At 37.8% G+C, this 19,942-nt stretch carries 25 protein-coding genes, 1 pseudogene and 2 riboswitches; of the genes and pseudogenes, 22 read left to right on the forward strand and 4 right to left on the reverse strand.

Annotation, left to right across the window (positions count from 1 at the left end):
- The 9 genes from CCK98_RS12565 to CCK98_RS12600 all read left to right on the forward strand — a co-directional run bounded on the left by CCK98_RS12565 (position 1) and on the right by CCK98_RS12600 (position 7,083).
- Positions 1-504, forward strand: coding sequence for a hypothetical protein (locus CCK98_RS12565; protein WP_088086897.1), 504 nt, complete (start codon positions 1-3; stop codon positions 502-504).
- 14 nt (positions 505-518) lie between these two features.
- A complete protein-coding gene (locus CCK98_RS12570; RefSeq protein WP_088086898.1) occupies positions 519-803 on the forward strand; it encodes a hypothetical protein in 285 nt (94 codons plus the stop codon).
- A complete protein-coding gene (locus CCK98_RS35300) occupies positions 804-944 on the forward strand; it encodes a hypothetical protein (RefSeq protein ID WP_179195786.1) in 141 nt (46 codons plus the stop codon).
- Positions 945-1,139: a hypothetical protein gene (locus CCK98_RS12575; RefSeq protein WP_088086899.1), complete on the forward strand. Its 195-nt coding sequence runs from the start codon at positions 945-947 to the stop codon at positions 1,137-1,139.
- A gap of 62 nt (positions 1,140-1,201) precedes the next feature.
- On the forward strand, positions 1,202-3,106 hold the full coding sequence (locus tag CCK98_RS12580; RefSeq protein WP_088086900.1) for a BppU family phage baseplate upper protein: 1,905 nt from the start codon (positions 1,202-1,204) through the stop codon (positions 3,104-3,106).
- 69 nt (positions 3,107-3,175) lie between these two features.
- The gene (locus tag CCK98_RS12585) at positions 3,176-4,102 is read left to right on the forward strand and encodes a hypothetical protein (RefSeq protein WP_088086901.1); all 927 of its coding nucleotides are present in this window, start codon (positions 3,176-3,178) and stop codon (positions 4,100-4,102) included.
- A gap of 395 nt (positions 4,103-4,497) precedes the next feature.
- On the forward strand, positions 4,498-5,181 hold the full coding sequence (locus CCK98_RS12590) for a PIG-L deacetylase family protein (protein WP_088086902.1): 684 nt from the start codon (positions 4,498-4,500) through the stop codon (positions 5,179-5,181).
- Between the two features lie 40 nt (positions 5,182-5,221).
- A complete protein-coding gene (locus CCK98_RS12595) occupies positions 5,222-6,568 on the forward strand; it encodes a nucleotide sugar dehydrogenase (protein ID WP_218780155.1) in 1,347 nt (448 codons plus the stop codon).
- Positions 6,569-6,789: 221 nt separating this feature from the next.
- Positions 6,790-7,083 carry a hypothetical protein gene (locus tag CCK98_RS12600; RefSeq protein WP_088086904.1) on the forward strand — a complete coding sequence of 98 codons (294 nt, stop codon included), beginning with the start codon at positions 6,790-6,792 and terminating at the stop codon, positions 7,081-7,083.
- Positions 7,084-7,099: 16 nt separating this feature from the next.
- Here CCK98_RS12600 and CCK98_RS12605 read toward each other — a convergent pair whose 3' ends face one another.
- Complete coding sequence (locus CCK98_RS12605) at positions 7,100-7,318, reverse strand: helix-turn-helix transcriptional regulator (protein ID WP_088086905.1); 219 nt, start codon at positions 7,316-7,318, stop codon at positions 7,100-7,102.
- Between the two features lie 115 nt (positions 7,319-7,433).
- On the opposite strand from CCK98_RS12605, the gene CCK98_RS12610 reads away from it, so the two are divergent.
- The 4 genes from CCK98_RS12610 to CCK98_RS12625 are packed head-to-tail and all read left to right on the forward strand — an operon-like array spanning position 7,434 to position 9,965.
- Positions 7,434-8,426, forward strand: coding sequence for a tyrosine-type recombinase/integrase (locus CCK98_RS12610; RefSeq protein WP_088086906.1), 993 nt, complete (start codon positions 7,434-7,436; stop codon positions 8,424-8,426).
- Between the two features lie 46 nt (positions 8,427-8,472).
- Positions 8,473-8,754: a hypothetical protein gene (locus CCK98_RS12615; protein ID WP_088086907.1), complete on the forward strand. Its 282-nt coding sequence runs from the start codon at positions 8,473-8,475 to the stop codon at positions 8,752-8,754.
- Positions 8,755-8,760: 6 nt separating this feature from the next.
- Positions 8,761-8,952 (forward strand): hypothetical protein, encoded by a 192-nt coding sequence (locus tag CCK98_RS12620; protein ID WP_088086908.1) that lies wholly within the window; start codon positions 8,761-8,763, stop codon positions 8,950-8,952.
- Positions 8,952-9,965 carry a peptidoglycan-binding protein gene (locus CCK98_RS12625; protein WP_088086909.1) on the forward strand — a complete coding sequence of 338 codons (1,014 nt, stop codon included), beginning with the start codon at positions 8,952-8,954 and terminating at the stop codon, positions 9,963-9,965. Before CCK98_RS12620 ends, CCK98_RS12625 begins: the two co-directional genes overlap by 1 nt.
- Positions 9,966-10,006: 41 nt before the next feature.
- Here the strand turns inward: CCK98_RS12625 and CCK98_RS12630 are convergent, their stop codons facing one another.
- The 3 genes from CCK98_RS12630 to CCK98_RS12640 form a co-directional block, all read right to left on the reverse strand.
- Positions 10,007-10,255 (reverse strand): hypothetical protein, encoded by a 249-nt coding sequence (locus CCK98_RS12630; RefSeq protein ID WP_088086910.1) that lies wholly within the window; start codon positions 10,253-10,255, stop codon positions 10,007-10,009.
- A 21-nt stretch (positions 10,256-10,276) separates the two neighbouring features.
- The gene (locus tag CCK98_RS12635) at positions 10,277-10,651 is read right to left on the reverse strand and encodes a hypothetical protein (protein ID WP_088086911.1); all 375 of its coding nucleotides are present in this window, start codon (positions 10,649-10,651) and stop codon (positions 10,277-10,279) included.
- Between the two features lie 63 nt (positions 10,652-10,714).
- Positions 10,715-10,894: a helix-turn-helix transcriptional regulator gene (locus CCK98_RS12640; protein WP_256942330.1), complete on the reverse strand. Its 180-nt coding sequence runs from the start codon at positions 10,892-10,894 to the stop codon at positions 10,715-10,717.
- A gap of 231 nt (positions 10,895-11,125) precedes the next feature.
- On the opposite strand from CCK98_RS12640, the gene CCK98_RS12645 reads away from it, so the two are divergent.
- The 9 genes and pseudogenes from CCK98_RS12645 to CCK98_RS12685 all read left to right on the forward strand — a co-directional run bounded on the left by CCK98_RS12645 (position 11,126) and on the right by CCK98_RS12685 (position 19,939).
- Positions 11,126-11,350 (forward strand): hypothetical protein, encoded by a 225-nt coding sequence (locus CCK98_RS12645; RefSeq protein ID WP_088086913.1) that lies wholly within the window; start codon positions 11,126-11,128, stop codon positions 11,348-11,350.
- Positions 11,351-11,465: 115 nt separating this feature from the next.
- Complete coding sequence (locus CCK98_RS12650) at positions 11,466-11,885, forward strand: hypothetical protein (protein WP_088086914.1); 420 nt, start codon at positions 11,466-11,468, stop codon at positions 11,883-11,885.
- Positions 11,886-12,566, forward strand: a complete 681-nt coding sequence (locus CCK98_RS12655) for a M23 family metallopeptidase (protein ID WP_088086915.1) — start codon at positions 11,886-11,888, stop codon at positions 12,564-12,566. It begins immediately after the preceding gene.
- Between the two features lie 113 nt (positions 12,567-12,679).
- Positions 12,680-15,061: a hypothetical protein gene (locus CCK98_RS12660; protein ID WP_088086916.1), complete on the forward strand. Its 2,382-nt coding sequence runs from the start codon at positions 12,680-12,682 to the stop codon at positions 15,059-15,061.
- 303 nt (positions 15,062-15,364) lie between these two features.
- A riboswitch (FMN riboswitch) is annotated at positions 15,365-15,513 on the forward strand.
- A gap of 148 nt (positions 15,514-15,661) precedes the next feature.
- Positions 15,662-16,321 carry a riboflavin synthase gene (ribE, locus tag CCK98_RS12665; protein ID WP_088086917.1) on the forward strand — a complete coding sequence of 220 codons (660 nt, stop codon included), beginning with the start codon at positions 15,662-15,664 and terminating at the stop codon, positions 16,319-16,321.
- A gap of 59 nt (positions 16,322-16,380) precedes the next feature.
- A pseudogene (gene ribB / locus CCK98_RS12670) lies at positions 16,381-17,004 on the forward strand (3,4-dihydroxy-2-butanone-4-phosphate synthase); the annotation flags it as partial.
- Positions 17,005-17,030: 26 nt separating this feature from the next.
- Entirely contained in the window at positions 17,031-17,501 is a 471-nt protein-coding gene (gene ribE / locus CCK98_RS12675; RefSeq protein ID WP_088086919.1) for a 6,7-dimethyl-8-ribityllumazine synthase, read from the forward strand.
- A 58-nt stretch (positions 17,502-17,559) separates the two neighbouring features.
- Positions 17,560-17,753: riboswitch (cobalamin riboswitch) on the forward strand.
- Positions 17,754-17,946: 193 nt separating this feature from the next.
- Complete coding sequence (locus CCK98_RS12680) at positions 17,947-18,912, forward strand: ABC transporter substrate-binding protein (RefSeq protein ID WP_088086920.1); 966 nt, start codon at positions 17,947-17,949, stop codon at positions 18,910-18,912.
- Entirely contained in the window at positions 18,878-19,939 is a 1,062-nt protein-coding gene (locus tag CCK98_RS12685; protein WP_088086921.1) for an iron ABC transporter permease, read from the forward strand. The genes CCK98_RS12680 and CCK98_RS12685 overlap by 35 nt, the downstream gene beginning before the upstream one ends.
- Positions 19,940-19,942 lie beyond the last annotated feature (3 nt).

Genomic DNA, 19,942 nt, shown 5'->3' on the forward strand with positions numbered 1-19,942 from the left:
ATGGGTGAACCAACACCTAATTTATTGCTAAAACAGTGGGCGGCAACAGACGAAAAGATAACGACTTGGACGGATTATAACAACAATTTATTAGCCATTGATGAGAAGATTACAAAATTAATAGAGAACGCTCAAACGGTATTATGGACGGGGGCCGGGTATCCTCCAGCAGCTTCCACTATTACTCCTACAAAAAAATTATCAGAGTGTAAAAATGGTTGGATACTTCGATGGTCTGACTATGATCCGGGTGTCGGGAGTAATGACTATGATTTTTATGAATCACCAGTCTTTAAGCAAAGAGGCGTATCTGCAAATGGAAAATCGGAAATGTTCGAAATTCCTACTTCGTTAAGTGCTACCACTTCTTCCTACGTGAATAAGCGTCTTTATATTTATGACGACAAAATTGTGGGTCATGATGACAATAGTGTCGGAGGAAATGGAAGTAGTGCAAGTTATGGCTCGAACGATGTGGTATTACGTGAAATAGTAGAATTTTAAGAGGAGTGAAGTGAATGCAGAAGTTTTATAGCCCGTTGACTGAAAACAACCGCCTGGTTCATAGTTCAAGCACCAGAGGGAGCGATGAGGATATCGAGTTCATTGTACCAGATGACCATGAAGCGCTCATAAATCCGATTATATTCATCTATGAAAACGGGGATCTGAAGAAAGATGAAATATTTCAACAACAGCTTATTCAAGAAAAAGAAGATCGCAGGAATAAACCTACTGTTGAACAACAATTAGCACTCGTACAGCAAGCTATTGATGACCTCATATTAGGAGGGATGTTGTAAATGGCTGCATATATGGGGCAGAGAATTATCGATGGAATTTACACTTATGAATATGTCATATCTAAGCGTCCGGACCTCAAAGAAGGTATCGACGCTTATTTAATTTCCAAGGGGAGAGAAGATTTAATCGGAGGTGAGTAAATGGCGACCTGGGAAAATGAGTTATATGTAAATGGCATGTGGCTGGACACATCCAACCCAGCCGTAAATGTGTTGAAAAAGTTTGACTTTATCCTCAATACTTGGGTGCCAACAAGCGGGGCATATTCGACAGAAGAGACCGATACAAAACTCGCCGCTTTAGAGGCACGGATAGCAGCCTTAGAAACTCCATAAAGAACCTATGACAAAAATAGGCTCTTTTTTTATGCACTTAAATAGGAAAGACAGGTGATACCATGGTTAAACAGTATAACGTATTGCTTGATACGATGGATACCATACCCAATCCATCGTTTAATGTGAACACGAATGATTTAAAAACGTTAAAGATAAGTATTTTAATTAATCAGGACAAAGAGCCGCTGGATCTAACCGGTGCGACCGTCCGATTAGCAGTTAAAAAACCTGATCAAAAGACCGTCTTAGAGGATTGTACAATTGTGGATCCACTGGCTGGAAGCTGTGAGGTCGTTTTAGGCACCCAAGCTTATAATGTAGCTGGAACCCACGAAGCGGAAGTGATGGTGTATTATGCGTCTGATACCGTAGCGGTCACAAGTAGCTTTAGCTATATAGCAAAAAAAGGAATCCTTTCTGATGATACCATCGAAAGCACAAACGAGTTTCAATCGATTACCCAAGCTATTGCGGACAACGAAGCACTCTTAGAGGATTTACGGACTAATGGGACCGGAATTGACGCTCAAGCAAGGGCAGATATCGAAACCCAGGCGACACAATTGGCCCAAAAAGCGAAACAGACAGATGTTACAATTGAAAGAAAAAGACAGTTCTCTAAAATCAGAAAAAATAATACTATTTCTGCATTAAATAGATATGCTTATCCTCTTAGATCGGATGGTACTCCCTTTTCATTGAGATATGATGAATTGCCGATTGTTTTTACTGACAACCAAGGAGGATTTACAACGAATTTTGATGTTGCAAACTTCAAAAATACAGGTGGTAAAACTATCTACATGAGTACGACAACGGGACTTTCTTCCAACGATGGTTTGACAAGGAACACCCCTTGCCAATCGCTTGAAAAAGCAATGGTGCTTGCTGTTAATGGAGACACAATTATCTGTATTGACCCAGAAGGAACAATGATTAGTCGTGCTGGATGGGCAAATGATGGAGTTATTTCGAAGAATGTGAATATTATTGCTGAAAATAAGATTGTTGCATTTAAAGGCGATACTCCTACATGGGTACTTACTTCTGGTTATACAAAAACATATGAAGTAACAAGAAGTGCTGTGGAAAGAGTAGTTGACTTTAACAATATGGATATTCCTGTGGAATACAAGAAAGTTGCCTCAATTGCAGAAGTCGAAGCGAATAAATATTCATGGTATACGGATAATGTTAAAACCTATGTTAACAGCGGTGGAAATAAAGTTCCTAATAATAAGATACTTCCTTTACTCACCACAGGAAGAGCGATGGTTCAAAATGCGAATGCTTCCAATGTTTCAACCCAAAGTGCTAAAATTTATCTTGAGAATTTAATTTTAGTGGGCGGTGATAAAGTTGTTCATCTCTTAGGCGATGCAAACTTTAATAATCATGAACTATACACTAAAAACTGTAAATTTTATTATTCAACCGCATTAGATTGTGTTCTTACACAGAATGCAAAACGCTCTTATCATCAAGGTTCAATTTGCGCTTACTCTGTTAAAGACGGTTTTAACTATTCTACAACCATTGGCAATAGTAATATACCTGATTTTATTGAAGTTAACTGTAAAGCCTTTGCGAACGGTGACAATACAATAAACACAGCTAATACCCATAACGGTTCTACGGCACATGCGAAAAGTTACGGAATAAGAATTAACTGCACTTATTATCATAATGTGGGTGGTAATCAAATAGATGTGCAAGGAGTCAAAAGTGTAAACTTAGGCATTGTAACTTTTGATAGTAAAGCAACTGATGCTACTTGGAGTCAAGGAATGGGAACACAAGGAGCGCAAGGTGTAGAAAGTTGTGAGTTATGGTATGAAGGATGTATATCATTCGGTAATGACTCAGACGTGTATGTGCCTACTGGCGAAACGGTTCACGTTAAACTATGTCAATATGATACGGTGAATGGTGGAGGCATTAGAGATTTTGATGAAAGGCTTTAATATTCACTTAGAAGGGTTTTTATATTGAATAAAAGAATTAATAAATATCAATATAAAAAGGTGGTCCCTATGTCAGAAACATCAATTAAAATTAAGGATTTATGTGAAAAATGGAGAAATTCAGTTAAGTATGAAGATGGAAGTGTGTCTTATACATTAGAAGGTGAAAAATATAGGCTATTAACTACTGGTATTCAATTTCATGAATTTGACTTCGAGGATACACAAACAGCTTGCAAAGAGTTAACAAGTATAAGAGCAGAATCATTAGACCACTCTTATTTTAGAGCGTGGGTAGCTGAGCTGATTTTCAGCGAATTTGAATATTTTTCGGAAAATGAAATGGGATTACAACAACTTTTTTCTGCCTGTGTACGAGCATCTTTAACAGGAAAAGCATCATACAAAATTAACTTTGAGGAAGCGAAATCATTTAATAAAAGTGTTGATTTCAATACGATAGATCTAGCTAGACATAGTTCCCTAATTTTTTCACAGTTGTCGTTTCCGTTATTAGAAGGGGTATTGAAAAAAAGTTGTAAAGAATATGTAGATTCGTCTGGGAAAGTATTGAAAAATTTTACAGTACCAAAGCACATTCACCCCAAAGAAGTATTTAGAGTTAATGATCCTGTTCGAGTAAGTAGTCTAAAAGTTTTATTATATTTGCTACATGCAAAAATATCTAATTTAGATTTACACATACAATTAACGGAAATGTTTCAAATTATTGAAAAAACATGGAATGTTAATAATGCTTTAAACACGATATATAAATGGAGAAATTCATCTCTGCATGGTACAGATATTTATCATTCAATAGGAAGTACAGTATTTAACTTAGTAACTATCATTGCATTAGATGGTATTAAGGGGAAATTTGAAACTGCTATTCCGTATATTAGACAGAAAATTGACAGAAGAGTATCAAGTAGGTTAAACGATACTTCTGATTCTTACCAAAGAGCTAATTGGGAGTTTTATCCGCCATTTTGATTGCATCCCAACAGTAGAAAACTGTGACACAACCTTAATGAACAAAGTATATACAAAGAAAGCGTTTTCATTTATAATTAATCGAACAAACCAATAAGGGAGTTGTTCATTATGGTATATTATGAAGAAGGTAATTTCTTAAAAGGTCTTTTGTTTGGGACGAGTTTGAGTATACCGTTATGGATTTCTTTCTTAGGATGGTTAAAAATGATTATTCAACTTTTGAGTTAAGTCCTCCATGAGGGCTTTTTATTTTGAAGTTAAGATTTAGGCTTGTGAACCAAGTGTTAGCTCTTAGTACCAAATTTATTTAGAAGAAAATAGTGTGAAAAGATGATATTCTTTAATTGAATAAAAAAACAACCTTGATTTACAAGAAAGGTAGATGTGTAAGAATGTTGGAATCAGGAAAAGAAAGAATATTGATCTTTGCACCACACTCTGATGATGAAGTATTAGGGTGTGCTGGGTTAATTGAAAAAGCATGTCGTTTAGGCAATAGTACAAAAGTAATAATTGGTTCTATAAGTGACTCATTCTTCTGGCATAGCGGAAACGTTGTAACAGTAGAACATCGTAAAGAGGAATTAAAAAATGCCTTAGAGGTTTTGGGTTGTTACGATTTTGAAGTATTGTATGAGGGCGAGACTAATCCATTAGACATGGTTCCTCAACGGGATGTAGTTATGAAAATTGACAAAATACTCATGGAATACAAACCAACAATTGTACTTATTCCATACCCTAGTTTTCACCAAGATCATCAACTTTTGTTTAATGCTTGTATGGCTGGTTTAAGACCAGTACCTGGCCGTAATTACAAAATGATTGCAATGTTTGAATATCCACTAATCGTATGGCAATATCCAAAGATAAATAATGTAGGTGAGTTGTACCTTGATATTAGTGAAACAATTGATAAAAAAATTGAAGCATTATATAAACATGAATCACAAATTAGAAATTCAGAACACTTAATTTCTCCTGAAAAAGTAAGGCAATGGGCAGAAAAAAGGGGATTAGAAGCGGGTGTTAGATATGCAGAAAAATATCACCTACTTAAAGCCTTCCTAATTTAAATTCCAATTTGAAGTAAAGTAAATTTAGGGGCTGACATTGTTGATACTAGAAAAGAAGATACAAAACCAAGATGCCAAAGTAGTTGTTATTGGATTAGGATATGTAGGTCTGCCTTTAATGCTTTTAACTGCAGAGTCAGGATACCAAGTAAAAGGGCTAGATAAATCTAGCGAGAAAGTAACAAACCTAAAAAATGGTGTTTCATACATCAAGGGGATAAATAATAAACGTATTAAGGAATTGGCTGACAATGGAAGTATTACTTTTACAGAAAATTATTATGAAATAAATGAAGCTGATGTAATTATAATTTGCGTTCCTACACCATTGAAAGAAAATATGGAGCCTGATGTTTCATTTATCAGCTCTTCAGTAAAGCAAATTTTAAAATTCTTAAAAGAGAATACTCTAATTATTTTAGAAAGTACTGTTTATCCCGGTGCTACAGAAGAACTTATTAAAAGAGAAATTGAAAAAAACAGAGGTTTCTCTGTAGGATGTGATTATTATTTATGCTACTCTCCAGAGCGTGTGGATCCCGGAAATGAATTATTTAATATAAAAAATACTCCTAAAGTTATAGGTGGAGCGACCGAAAGGTGTTTAGAAATCGGTGCAATGTTTTATAAAGAAATTGTTAATATGGTCGTGCCTGTAAACTCCTTAGAAACTGCTGAAATGGTAAAATTATTTGAAAATACATTTCGAGCTGTAAATATCGGAATGGTAAATGAATTTGCACAAATGTCTTCTCATATTGGGATAAATATTTGGGAAGTAATAGAGGCAGCTGATACGAAGCCTTTCGGTTTTATGCCTTTTTACCCTGGTCCAGGAGTAGGAGGACATTGTATACCGGTAGATCCTATATATTTATTATGGAAAGCCAATAAGATTGGCTTCAATAGTCAGTTTATCAAACTTGCAAATGAGGTTAATAAGGATATGATTGGCTTTATGCTTAATGAAATAATTACTTTGTTGGAAAAAAGAAACAAAGGATTGATAAATTCGAAGGTCATGTTATTAGGTGTAGCGTATAAAAAAGATGTAAATGACTACAGAGAATCTCCTGCCATTAAACTTTTTAGTGAATTAGAGAGAATAGGGACAAATGTTATTTACTTTGACCCATATATAAAGGAGATTAATAATCAAGGGATTGTTGTTAATTCTGTAGAATTAACAAAAGAAATAGTAAACGAATGTGATCTTGTTGTTATCTCAACTGATCATTCAAATGTTGATTATGAATGGATAACAGACAACGCTCAATTAATTTATGATACTAGGAATGTAACTAAATCAACGTATAATTCTGAAAAAATTCATGTGTTAGGAAATAATTTAAATTATAGTAAAGTTAATAAATTAATCGAAGTTTAAAAATGTTTTTATCTAAAACAATTGCTATTTATTCTTTTGAATGAACACTTGGACGAAATAGCGTCGTAAGAGATAAGTAAGAATTGAGTAAGAGAGAGGGCTGATATTCAGTCTTCTTTTTTTTATGGGTTCGAGGTTATTTTTACTAAGTGACGTAATAATAAAGAATCCCTCATCATAATTTTATACGTATCCAAATATGAGAAGAGGGGGCGATTTTTTTGGCAGAAGATTTTAAGATGGTTTTTGGAGATGAAGTAGATACGTCTGGAGAATTAATTTTCGTTCAAGAACAAGAACAAGAACCCTATGGATCAATACAATATTTTAAACTTATCTACAGAGAAAGAGTGAATAATTTCTTAAAAGACTTTCTTCACTCAAATGTAGAAAGTGTAATTTCCAACAGTAATGGTGATGTTGAGCAAGTAAAAACTCAAATTAGCAACCTAGTAGAGGTATACTACCAAGCTAGACTTGAGTTTGATAAACACAAAAACAAGCTACTCTATTAGTAAAAATCCCGGCTGATTAACAGTCGGGATTTTCTTTTACTAGCTCTAACAAATCAGATATTTCGCAGTTTAATACCTCACAGATCTTTGCCAGGTTATCAGCTGGTATTCTTCTTGTCTGATTCCGACACATTTCGTTTATTGATGGCTGCCTTATCCCTGTTAACCGGGATAGCTCATGCTGAGACATGTTACGATCATTAAGCAATTTATCTAATTTGATGACAACTCTCATAGGACTTTCCTCCTTATTTTAATTTTGATACGTTTTAGTTATTGATACGTTTAGTGTATTACAATATATTTAAATTAATCAATACGTTAAACGTATTAAAAAAGGAGGAAGAGAGATGTCAAACGACACAGCCCGCCTCATGAATGACTTAAATACAGTAATAAGTACCATTGTCCCCGATGTCGAAATTAATAAACTTTCTATCCGATTGGAGGAGGTATTATGTAATTATGAGATTAGTAGAAAGTCAGATCAGAAGCTGGCAATGGACATCCCAGAGAAAATCGAACTCTATATATCTTCTAAGAAGTTGGAAGGCCTAAGTTCAAAAACGCTCGCCGGCTACAAAAGTGAGCTATATGTGTTTAGTCGTTTCTGTCACAAAGCAACGGTCCTGGTCACTACTGCCGATATCCGGAGTTTCTTAGCATCTTTTAATGAGGCGATGATGAGTACGATTGGACAAAAGTTATCCGTCCTTAAAAGTTTTTTCGGGTGGATGGTAAAAGAGGAAATACTTCTACGTGATCCAACAGCGAAGGTCAAATTGCCTAAAAAGCCGAAACGCTTACCCAAAGGTCTTAGTATCGAGGAATTAGAAACGATACGTGATTCATGCGAAACTTTACGGCAACGAGCCCTAATTGAGGTAATGTATTCAACTGGTTGCCGATTATCGGAAGTCTCAAACATGAGTAAAAATGATATTAATATTCAGGATATGAACATGAAGGTCATCGGAAAAGGTAATAAGGAAAGGGTTGTATATCTTTCCATTAAGGCCTATAGACAGTTGAAGAAATATTTAAACAGCAGAAATGATGACAGTGAAGCAATGTTTGTCACGAGCAAAAAACCTTATTGCCGCTTGGGAAACCGAGCGATACAAAGGGAAATAGATGCAATCGAAAAAGCATCCAAAATACAGAGAAAATTAACACCTCACGTTATGCGCCATACTTTTGCAAACTTAAGTATGGATGCAGGAATCGAGCTTGCAGACTTGCAACATCTGATGGGACACAGCAATCCAGGAACTACGCTTATTTATAGTCAAGTTTCAGAAGAACGTAAACAGCAAGCATTTAAAAGATATCATGTTATGTAAAGAGTCCTTCCCAGGGCTCTTTTTATTTTGAGAACGGGGTGGTCGCTTGGATATTCAGTGGGTAGTTGTAATAGGAGCTCTTAGTTTAATTATCACTTATCAAGGATTTCAACTTAACAAACAAAAAGAAACAAAATCAGAATCAAGGCAAGATGCTAAAATCCAAGCGCAACTTGATTATATCGGCAAAGGGGTCGATGATATCCGCATCGATTTAAAAGCCAACGAGCGTCAAATTGGAGCATTAAGCGAGCGAGTAACAAGAGTGGAAGAATCGAACAAGTCGCTCCATAAACGAATCGACAAAATGGAAGGTAAAGGGGAGTAGGATGAATTGAAAAAGAAGCTTAGCTCTAGAAAATTTCTGGTCACAATTGCGGGTGTAATTACTGTTGTAGCAAACGATTATTTCAATTTAAAACTGGATAATAACACTGTACTTTCGCTAGTTTCTTTAGTTGCTGCGTACGTCCTTGGACAAGCCCATGTGGATGCTAAAAATGCTCATAAAGGAGAGGGTAAATAATGGTGTATGCTTTTGAAAAATTACCTCAGTTAGTGGACATGAGAGAAGGGCTCAAAGAAATTGGAGAATACAAAAATTACGGGGTGTCTACCAAAACTGTCCGGGTGTGGCATCACTCCCTGACAAAAAAAGAGCTATCTGGTTCAACGGCTGAGGCTTTTGCTAATTATCATGAAAGCCTGGGCTGGCCGGGAGTAGGATATCATTTTATCATTGAGCCAAAGAATTTGGTCAGAGGTGCAGATGGAAAGAACCGAGCCAGAATCGTGTGGGCTCATGATCCTGGAGTCAGCTCCTATCATGTAGGAAACAGCAACAAATTTTCATTGGGAATCTGTGTGGCTGGGGACTACAGGTCAGACAAGTTGGATGAAACTACACTAAAATCTATCTCTGAACTTCATGCTGCACTTGTTAAGGATGGTATTGGAAAAGAGGATAAGTCACACAGAGAAATGCCTGGTTACAGCTGGAAAGAATGTTGTATGTATGATTATCATGCGGCGATCGCCTACAAAGGCGCTACCCCAGCTAAGGTAAATCCGACTCCGGATCCGCTGCCTGGAATGTACACTATTCAAGAGGGTGACACTTTTTGGAGCATTGCTGGACGGGATGGAGCTCAAGGGGTGACAGTGGAGGATCTGATTGCATCAAATCCTGTTGTGGATCCGACGAAACTTAAAGTGGGGCAAAAGATTAAATTAGGCAAAGCAAAAAATGCATTTACTCCTAAACCAGAAGAACCTATGAAACCACAAGAACTCTACAGATTTCCGGTTCCAAATGACACCCTAAAGCGAGGAATTAAAGGTGAATGGGTTAAACAGCTACAAAGAGCATTAATCGCTGTTTATTTCGATTGTGGCAATGTGGATGGGATTTACGGTCCTGGGACCGAAGATGCTGTTACACGATTTCAAAAGGTTTACTTGCCATATGAAGTGGATGGTGTTTACGGACAAAATACTCGTAAGAAATTACAAGCTGTCCTAAAATCGAAAGGTTATTAAAGTTTTAAAGCCCTTCTCACTGGAGAGGGGCTTTTTCTGCTTTAAAAAGGCAAATTATCATTCATCGATTTATTCCACTCATGTTTTTCCAGGTCAATCACTAGCTGCGTGATGTCTCGATCCCCATCGCTAATAATTTTTTCTAATTCTGCTCGGTGAGACATTTGCTTCTTAATTTGCCTCCAAAACTCAAGAGCGATATATTCAGGTTTACGTCCTTTAAGAGGAAATGTACCAACTTGCAAGGCTCTACTATCAGCTTTGTAATGTATCTCAATCACTACGTTCATTTTCTTCACTTCCCTTAGTTATCAGGAATGATTAATATCTTTCAGTTCGGTTAAATGTGTATCAATTCTGCTTACTAATTGCGCGGTTTTATAATCCCTCTCATTTTTCTCCTTTAGCAATTCAATAATCCTGGCAAATCCGATGAATAACAATCCAATTACAATTCCACCAAACAATATCGACATAGCATAAGTAAATTGGACATTGTAAATATTTAGCGCAGTTTGGTAAGCTGCTTGTGCAAGCTCATTATCTGGAATACTTTCATATGCCTCTTTAGCGTTTTCATAAGGCTCCTTATCAATTCCTCCATAAGTTATTAACCCCAAAAGTATCCCTGAGACCATGAATACCCAACCGACAATATTAAGTATTTTTTCAATCCGTTCTTTCATAACTGACTTCCCCCTTTAATTTATAAAACCCATTTACTCTTACGTTTAATAAAGCAGCAAGTTTCACTCGTTCTCAATAACTTCGACTAAATCATCCATTTTACAATGTAATATTTTCGCCAATATAAACGCTTTTTCTAAATCAGGCTGAGTTTTATTGTTTGCCCAGCGAGAAAAAGTTTGTATCGAAACTCCACATTCTTTTGCTAAGTAATTATGTTTAACCCCTTTAAGCTTGGCCAAATATTCAATCCTGTTAGTAAACAATTATTATCACCTTCTTGTTATTACCAATTCAACACATATTCGCTAACTCCTGTTAAAAAAAATGATAAAAAAAGTTATCAAAAATGTTTAGGTACATGCAATATCTAGGCAAACGCACATATGATTTAGTAAAGAGCTAGATAGTAACCAGTTAAGAGGTCTTATTCAGTTACTATCTAGCGCATATTTAGTTAGGAGGTATCCAGTATGGCAAAGGAAATTAGGAATAAGTCAGTGAGTTTTAATTTGGTAGACCCGTTTCAAAAACAGATGAAAGATTATGCGGAGCAATACCCGAATTTTTCAGCTTATGTGAAGAGATTGATTCAAAGGGATATGGAGGAGGGGACAAAGGTAAGAAGCATAAAAAAAGCGCCATCCCAGGTGGTTAGTAACCTGAGTATGACGCAATTAAACGGGATTAAATTATAGTGCAGACTATGGCTAGGTAGCCGACGCGCTCTTACGTCAGCTTATGCTCCAGATTACGGAATAATGCAAGTACACCGGGTTAGGAACCAAAATAAAGTTTGACGGAGGTTAACCAATGAAAACACAGGCTATGTCCATAAGTCAGTTTTTAAATAGAGAAAAAGAGCCTATTTCTATAAAAGTTGAACGTCATTTTAAAAAGTATGGATTGGTTTATAAAGTTGCTGGAGTAACCTTGATTCTTTTAACTGGGATGGGGGGCGATGTATTCGCAGCTGGGAGCATCGATGTTGAAGCAAATAAACTTTATAAAGAAGTGATTGGCGTTGGAAAGTGGATCATTGTTTTTAAAGGCGGGATCGATACAATAAAATCAGTCGGTAATGGAGATTTCGATTCCGCAAAAAAGTCTTTTTTCGGTTACTTATTAACCTATCTGTTTTTATTGGCATTACCGTATGGAATGGATAAGATAGGAGGAATATTTGACCACTTAAATACGGTTCCTACGTCATCATCGGGAGGATGGGAGTAAATGAAATTCCGACTAACAGGAAAATTCGGAGAGTTGTCACCCGTACGCGGTTTCCAGCCACACTCGGGCATTGATTTAGCTATGCCCGAAGGAACCACATTGAGGTCGGTATCTGAGGGGGTGGTTGATAAAGTATTTGATGACAATGGGTTAATAGGAAAAGGACTATCCGTTAAAATGCCGGACGGTACCAGGGCGATTTATGGGCATTTAAGCAACGTGAAAGCAAGGGTGGGGGAACATGTTAACGCTGGGGAAATCATCGGTTTAAGTGGCAATACAGGGAATTCCACTGGGCCACATCTTCACTTTGGTTTAAAAGATGCAAGCGGTCACGCATTAGATCCGACTCCTGTCGCTGACCAACTAGCCAGCGTTAGTGGTAATCATGTTTCTCCTGGACTTTTAACAAAGCTATTTAATAATCATGACACGCAAGGTCCACTTACTCGGTTATTGTGGGGTAGCACAGAGTCCATCCGTGACCATGTTGCCGATGTGACAACAGAAATATTATTTGGCATATTTGATGCTCTCAAAGATCTATTGCTCGCTGGAACGCTCATCGGATCGGCCGTAATGATAATTCTCAAGGTCGCGGGGTGGAAAGACGGAGGGCGCTGGACGGGAGTGCTTATCACGGCGAATATATTACTAAAGTATCTATTCGGAGGGGCTTAACGTGAAAATTCGAAGACTGAGCGGAATGCACAACGGTAAATTAATTGTCGTATATTTAACGCTAGATAACCTTCACAGGTGGATGTACCTAAGTTACAAGGAGGTACGCTAACATGAAACGAATTAAACTTTCCGATTATATCAACGTCGTCAAACCGTCCTATGTCTATCTGCGCCTAACTCCAAACAATTCAATCCGCAATCAATCCACTCACAAAATCGCCAAATCCATCGCTTCTATTTACCGAAATATTACCCAAAATATTAAAAAAGAAGATGCCAAGGTCATTAAGTTTCTAAATAAAGAATTCCTATTCGGTACAAAATATTCGTACGAAATGAATTCTAAAGTGAGTTATTACGTGTATATCGAGAAAAAGAAAGTGGAGTTTTATTTCATCATACCAAAACGTCACCTATCACTTATTAAAGAAAAAATAAGTGATTCATGGACGAATATAACTGTCAAGGAGGTTAAAGGTCTACCTAACTTTTCAGAGTCAGCCACCAAGTACCAGCTCGTTTATTCCAAAGAAAATGCGTTAAGTCTTGCAACTGATCGAAGAAACGATGATCTGCTTCGTTCAAAATTAAATGTAGTCGATGTCATGAATGAAGGGGATAAGGTCGGGGTGTTTTATAACTTTATCCCCACCACGCAATTTAGTTGGCGCAGCTCCTATGAGTCGACAATAAAAAAAGTAAAACGAAACCTTCCAACAGAAAGAAATAAAGTGGGTACTGCTTATATTTTAAAAATGCTGATTGGTATTGTTTCCGGTCTATTCGATGACCTGGGAGAAGTGCTGTCAGGAAGCAAGAAAAAAGTTAGTGACGAGAACGTATTTGAGGCCCTTATCGAACGTTTGAATGGTGGGAAAAAGATAAGTGATGCCACAAGCAAAAAAGCTACAGCCACCGTTTTAAATGCTCAAATTGTTGTCATGAGCGAAAGCAAGGATAAATTAAGCGAACGTAATAATGCCAGGAGTTTGGCACAATCGTTTGAAACTATAACTGAGGATAATCGTTTAGTGGCTAAACCATTACGAAAATCGTTTAAGTTTACGGACTATTCCATAGCAGGATCTGAACTAAACAAAGTTGGAGATGAGGAGGCGCAAAACTTTATTGCGTTGGCTGGGCGGGACATCCTAGAACGCTATAACTTTATCGAAAAGGTGGAAACACAGGAAACGGAAGTGCCGGAGGACTTGCGGAGTGGCGTTATGTGTGTCGGTGAAAGCACGTTTCGAGGCGCCAAGCAAAAAGCATATCTTAGCAACTACGAACATTATCGTAATCTATTAACGTTACTAATCGGACCAACTCGTGCAGGAAAATCGAATCTAATCGGAAACCTCAGTATAGATTCGATAGAAAACGGCGAGTGTGTGATTATCTTCGATTTCATTAAGAACTGCGAATTGAGCGATGAGATATCGGCCTTGTTTCCGAAGGAAAAAGTACTCAACATCGACAACAGCGATCCGGCGCAATTGCAAGGACTCGGATATAACGAGGTCGGTTATACGAGCAATACGTTTGCTCAATACGAAAATGCCAAACGCCAAACGGCGAATCTGCTGGCGCTTATCAATGCGATAAACGTAGACGAAAGTCGTTTATCGCCGAAGATGGAACGGTATCTCGAAGCAGCAGCACTCGTTGTCTTTATCAATACCGGTAGCATTCGCGATGTGTTTCGCGTATTACAAAACCATAATAGTCGCCATGATTATCTCAGTCAGGTTCCGAAAGCACAATTTGAATTTATGGAAGAATACATGACTTCATTAGAAGAGCTTGACGAAATTAAGGACGACGTGGTGGTCGGAACGAAGCTAAACTTAATCGTCGGCATCATCGACAGGCTTTCCATATTGAAGCGCAATACTCAAATGGAGCTAATGCTGAAGCGCGATATGGACACGAACATCAACCTCGTCGAAGAAATGCAGAAAAATCAGGTGATTTGCATACGGATGCCTGAGTCAAAGTTTCCGACTGAAGGGGAACGGGATATTGCTACGACTTATTGGATTACGAAAATATGGTTAGCTCTACAGATTCGCGCCGATAAGATTCGTGACTATAAAAAACAACGTAAAGTTAACTTAGTTATCGACGAAATTTACCAAGTAGAGAACACCGAAAAGTTTATCGAAAAAAAGCTGTCACAAATCGCAAAGTTTATCTGCAAGCCGATTATAAGTTGCCACTATATTAATCAACTGAAGCATTTGCGCAAAGAACTGCGCTCAGCCAACACGTCGTATATGCTAATCGCGGGCTGTGACGAAGATAATTACAAAGAACTAAAAGCCCAGCTTTATCCGTTTACGGCCGAAGACTTGGCTAATATGAAACCATACCACGCAATGAATTACGTCAAGTGTCGCGATGGGTATTCGCGCTTTATAACGAAATTGCCAGGCAAGGTCGAAGATAGAATCAAGCGTAAGCAAAAGGAGGCAGAACAATGCAAAGCCTAATCATTTATCACTGTTTTTTTTGCTGTAATGACTTGGTTTATCGATTGAAATCCAGCCTTCATGTCCGTGTTGCAGAAATGAAGATGATGTTTTATTAGTAACTGAAATTAAATATGAAATAAAAACTGGCTCCTAGTCGCTTAGACTAAGAGCCTTTCCTGGTAAGAAGGGAGAGATGCTGCATTGCGTCACACTAAATCTTTTCTAGGCACCCACTTGTGAGCATTTTTATTTGCAAGAATCATTATCTTGAAGTAAGATAAAATTAATTTCATATTTAAACGACCGCATCGGTTAAGATACGGTCGCCTTCGGGGTCAGGTGAAATTCCTAACCGGCGGTGATGAAGCGTTGCTTCTTAGTCCGTGACCCGGTTAACATATTATTGTTAAACGGTGGATCTGGTGAAACTCCAGAGCCGACAGTTAAAGTCTGGATGGGAGAAGGAAAAGACAGGTTTAAGGGTAGGGTGTAGTGTACCTATTTTTAACCCTTTATTTTCTATTGTCTTTTACAGGACCCTGAGGACTTATTGTCTTCAGGGTCTTTTTCATTTTAGCGTAAGAATTTAAGTGGAACCAAAGTAAGGAGAAGGAAATTATGTTTACTGGAATTATTGAAGAAATTGGAGTAGTCGCGAACATCCAGCGGACAGGTGAGTCGTTTGTGTTAGCCATTGAAGCAAAGAAAATACTAAATGATGTTCACCTTGGCGATAGTATTGCGGTCAACGGAGTTTGTCTAACGGTGACATCCTTTACGGGAAAGCTATTCACGGTAGATGTTATGCCCGAAACGGTCAAAGCTTCAAGTTTAAATATGGTTAAGCGGGGTTCCAAAGTAAATCTTGAGCGGGCGATGGCAGCAGGTGGAAGGTTTGGCGGTCATTTCGTCTCTGGACATATCGATGGAACTGGCATAATTAAAAGTAAACAGTCTTTCGAAAATGCGGTTTACTATGAGATTGAAGCGAAGCAGAACATATTAAAATATGTCATCTTAAGAGGATCTATCACGGTAGATGGGACAAGTTTGACTGTTTTTGCGGTAACAGAAAATAGTTTTACATTATCGATCATCCCTCACACATTATCGGAAACGATTTTGGGATTAAAAGGGTCAGGGGATATCGTTAATCTAGAATGCGATATGATTGGTAAATACGTTGGTCATTTTATCAAAAACCTTTCAAGTGATACAGCGGAAAAGCGTAAGACAGGGATAACTGCACAATTTTTAGCTGACAATGGCTTTAATTAAATGATGGTTGGAAAAGTCTAGTTTTAATTGGTTTGTAATTTTGAAAGGAGAGAAGTGGCGTGTTTAATACGATTGACGAAGCTCTTGCTGATTTAAAAGTAGGAAAGGTTGTTATTGCCTGCGATGATGAGAACAGGGAAAATGAAGGGGACTTTATTTCTCTTGCTGAAAAAGCAACGCCGGAGGTTATAAATCTTATGGCCACTCACGGAAGAGGTCTAATCTGTGTTCCCATTGACGAGGCATTAGCTCAAAAGCTCGACTTACATCCAATGGTTTCCAAGAACACGGATCCTAATCGAACAGCTTTTACCGTAAGCATTGACCATAAATTTTCTACCACTGGCATTTCTGCATTTGAACGTTCAGCAACGGTGTTGAGTATGGTCGACCCGGAATCAAAAGCATCTGATTTTTTAAGACCAGGGCATATGTTTCCGCTAATTGCTAAAAAAGGCGGAGTCCTGAGCAGAACGGGGCATACAGAAGCAGCTGTAGACCTTGCAATTTTATGCGGTGCCAAACCTGCTGGTGTCATTTGTGAAATCATGAATGACGACGGAACGATGGCCCGTGTCCCCCAACTGCGCAAAATTGCTGATAAGCTAAACGTTAAAATGATTACGATAAAAGACTTAGTAGAATACCGAAACAACAAGGAAAACTTAGTTAAGCGGGAAGTTTAAAATCAAATTTAGGAGGAATACTCATGGGTAATATTTTTGAAGGAAATTTAGTTGGCTCAGGATTAAAAGTTGGAATCGTGGTTGGACGTTTTAATGAATTCATTACAAGTAAATTATTAGGCGGTGCACAGGATGCTCTCAAAAGACATGGCGTCAGCGAAACAGACGTGGATGTTGCCTGGGTACCAGGTGCATTTGAGATTTCATTAATCGCCCAAAAAATGGCTAATAGTAAAAAATATGATGCAGTTATCACGCTTGGCACAGTCATTCGCGGCTCTACTCCACATTTTGACTTTGTTTGTAATGAAGTGGCAAAAGGTGTTTCTGCAATCAATTTAAGTAGTGGTATTCCGGTTATTTTTGGAGTGTTAACCACGGATTCCATTGAACAAGCGATTGAGCGTGCAGGAACTAAAGCAGGTAATAAAGGCTGGGACGCAGCATCTGCTGCGATTGAAATGGCAAATTTATGCAGGAGTATTGAATTATAGAATTATTGCAAAAAAACATGTACAATTCATGTCAACTTTTCTATAATGAGTTTAACAAAAAATATTTTTAAAATTAGGTGCTAAAATCTTTTCGAAAGATTTTCTGCTTAAAAGGGAAGTTTGGTATAAGCCAACGCGGTCCCGCCACTGTAAATGAGAGCAACCTATATTGTGTCACTGTCGACTACGATGGGAAGGCATAGGAAGCGACGATCATGAGTCAGGAAACCTGCCTAATTCTTGTGCGCCAATGACCTACGAGGATAGGACGGTGTTGAAGTCTAGACTCTTTTTACTTGTTGCTAGTAACCTGAATCTACTCATACCAACATCTCCATTTACATTGTGGAGATGTTTTTTGTTGTTATCCAAGCTATTTTGTTTGGCACAAGAATGGATTTATTTTTTGTCACATACTTTTATTACATAGGAAGCAGGGAGAAAAATGAAGAAGTTGTATTCATTGCTGTTAGTAGTATTATTAACAGTAGGAGTTTTAGCAGGTTGTGCTGAAAAGAAAGACCAAGTTAAGGAAGAGAATAAATCCAGCGTAGAGAAGAAAACAGCGGAAATAACATATCCTGTTACACTTACAGATGCTACCAAAACTAAAGTTATTATCGAAAAGAAACCTGAAAAGATCGTTTCACTAATTCCAAGTAATACAGAAATTGCATTTTCATTAGGACTTGACAAAGAAGTGGTGGGCGTGTCTGATTTCGATAATTATCCGGAAGCAGCGACGAAAAAAGAAAAAATCGGCGGACAGGAAATAAACTTAGAAAAAATCATTTCCTTAAAACCAGATTTAGTGCTAGCACATGCATCGTCCGCTCATAATTCTGAAGCAGGGCTTCAGCAGCTTAAAGATGCCGGAATTACCGTTTTGGTTGTTAATGATGCGCAAAATTTTGACCAAGTTTATGATTCCATTGATATGATTGGGAAAGCTACCGGTGAAACAGCGAAAGCCGATGAAATGATTACAGGGATGAAGGATAAATTGGCCGAAATTAAAGCAAAGGCTGGGGAAATAAAAGAAAAGAAAAAGGTATTAGTTGAGGTTTCACCGGCTCCAGAAATTTATACACCTGGAAAGAATACCTTTATGGATCAAATGCTAAGTTCGATTAATGCTGAAAACATTGCAAATGATCAAGAAGGCTGGATTAAAATTGATCAAGAGGCGATGATTAAACGGAATCCTGATGTTATCGTTACAACATACGGGTACTATGTGAAAAATCCGGCAGAACAAGTTTTAAGCAGAAAGGGCTGGGAAACAGTCAACGCTGTAAAAAATAAGAAAGTAGTCGATGTAGATTCTGATCGAGTAACTCGGTCAGGCCCTAGGATCGTTGAAGGAGTAGAAGATCTTGCAAAGGCTGTCTATCCTGAAATTTTTAAATAACAAGTATACAGCCTATATAATAGCTGGAATTTTCCTATTCCTAGCTATATTATTAGGTATTTCAATAGGAACAGTTTCGGTTCCAATGTTAACGATTATTAAAATAATCAGTGCGAAAGTTTTTGGGGTAATTTCATTGGAGACAATTGACCCCATGTTTTCAAGTATTGTTCTAAATATTCGCTTACCTAGAGTGATTTTATCAGGTCTTGTCGGGGCTTCTCTTGCAATTGCAGGGGCAGCCTTTCAAGGACTGTTAAGAAACCCGTTGGCAGATCCTTATACACTTGGTGTATCCTCCGGGGCATCTGTTGGAGCGGTGTTGACACTGTTTTTTCATCTATCAATCCCTTTTATTGGATCCTTCACATTACCATTGCTAAGTATTCTATTTTCCTTTTTAACCATCTTTTTAGTCCTCGCTTTCGCCAGTAAAATAGAGCGCTCCATGAGAGTAGAAACGATTATTTTAACAGGGATAATTTTTAGCTCGTTCTTAGGGGCAATAATTTCGCTGATGATTGCGCTGACCGGGGATGAGCTCCGGCAAATTATTGGCTGGCTATTAGGAAGCGTATCGATGAGAGGATGGGAGTACATAAAGATCATTTTGCCATTTTTTATCATTGGCTCAAGCCTGCTGGTTTTTAATGCAAAAGAACTAAACGCCATGTCGTTTGGGGAAGAGCGGGCACAGCATTTAGGGGTCAATGTTCAAAAAAGAAAGCTAATTATATTAACAGCTGGCTCTATTTTAACAGGAGCGGCGGTTGCGGTGTCAGGCACCATTGGTTTTGTCGGGTTAGTGATTCCTCATTTATCAAGATTATTATGGGGTCCCGATCACCGGCATCTCCTTCCTTTATCGATCATAACTGGAAGCGGTTTTTTAATCTTAGCTGACCTAATTTCAAGAACAATCATATCTCCTATAGAATTACCCATTGGTGTCATCACTGCTTTAATTGGTGCACCGGTATTTGCAATAATCCTGCTCCAAAGAAAAAGGATGGAAAGAAGTGGTTAGAGA

Source organism: Bacillus sp. OV166 (assembly GCF_900177675.1).
Taxonomy (GTDB): domain Bacteria; phylum Bacillota; class Bacilli; order Bacillales; family Cytobacillaceae; genus Neobacillus.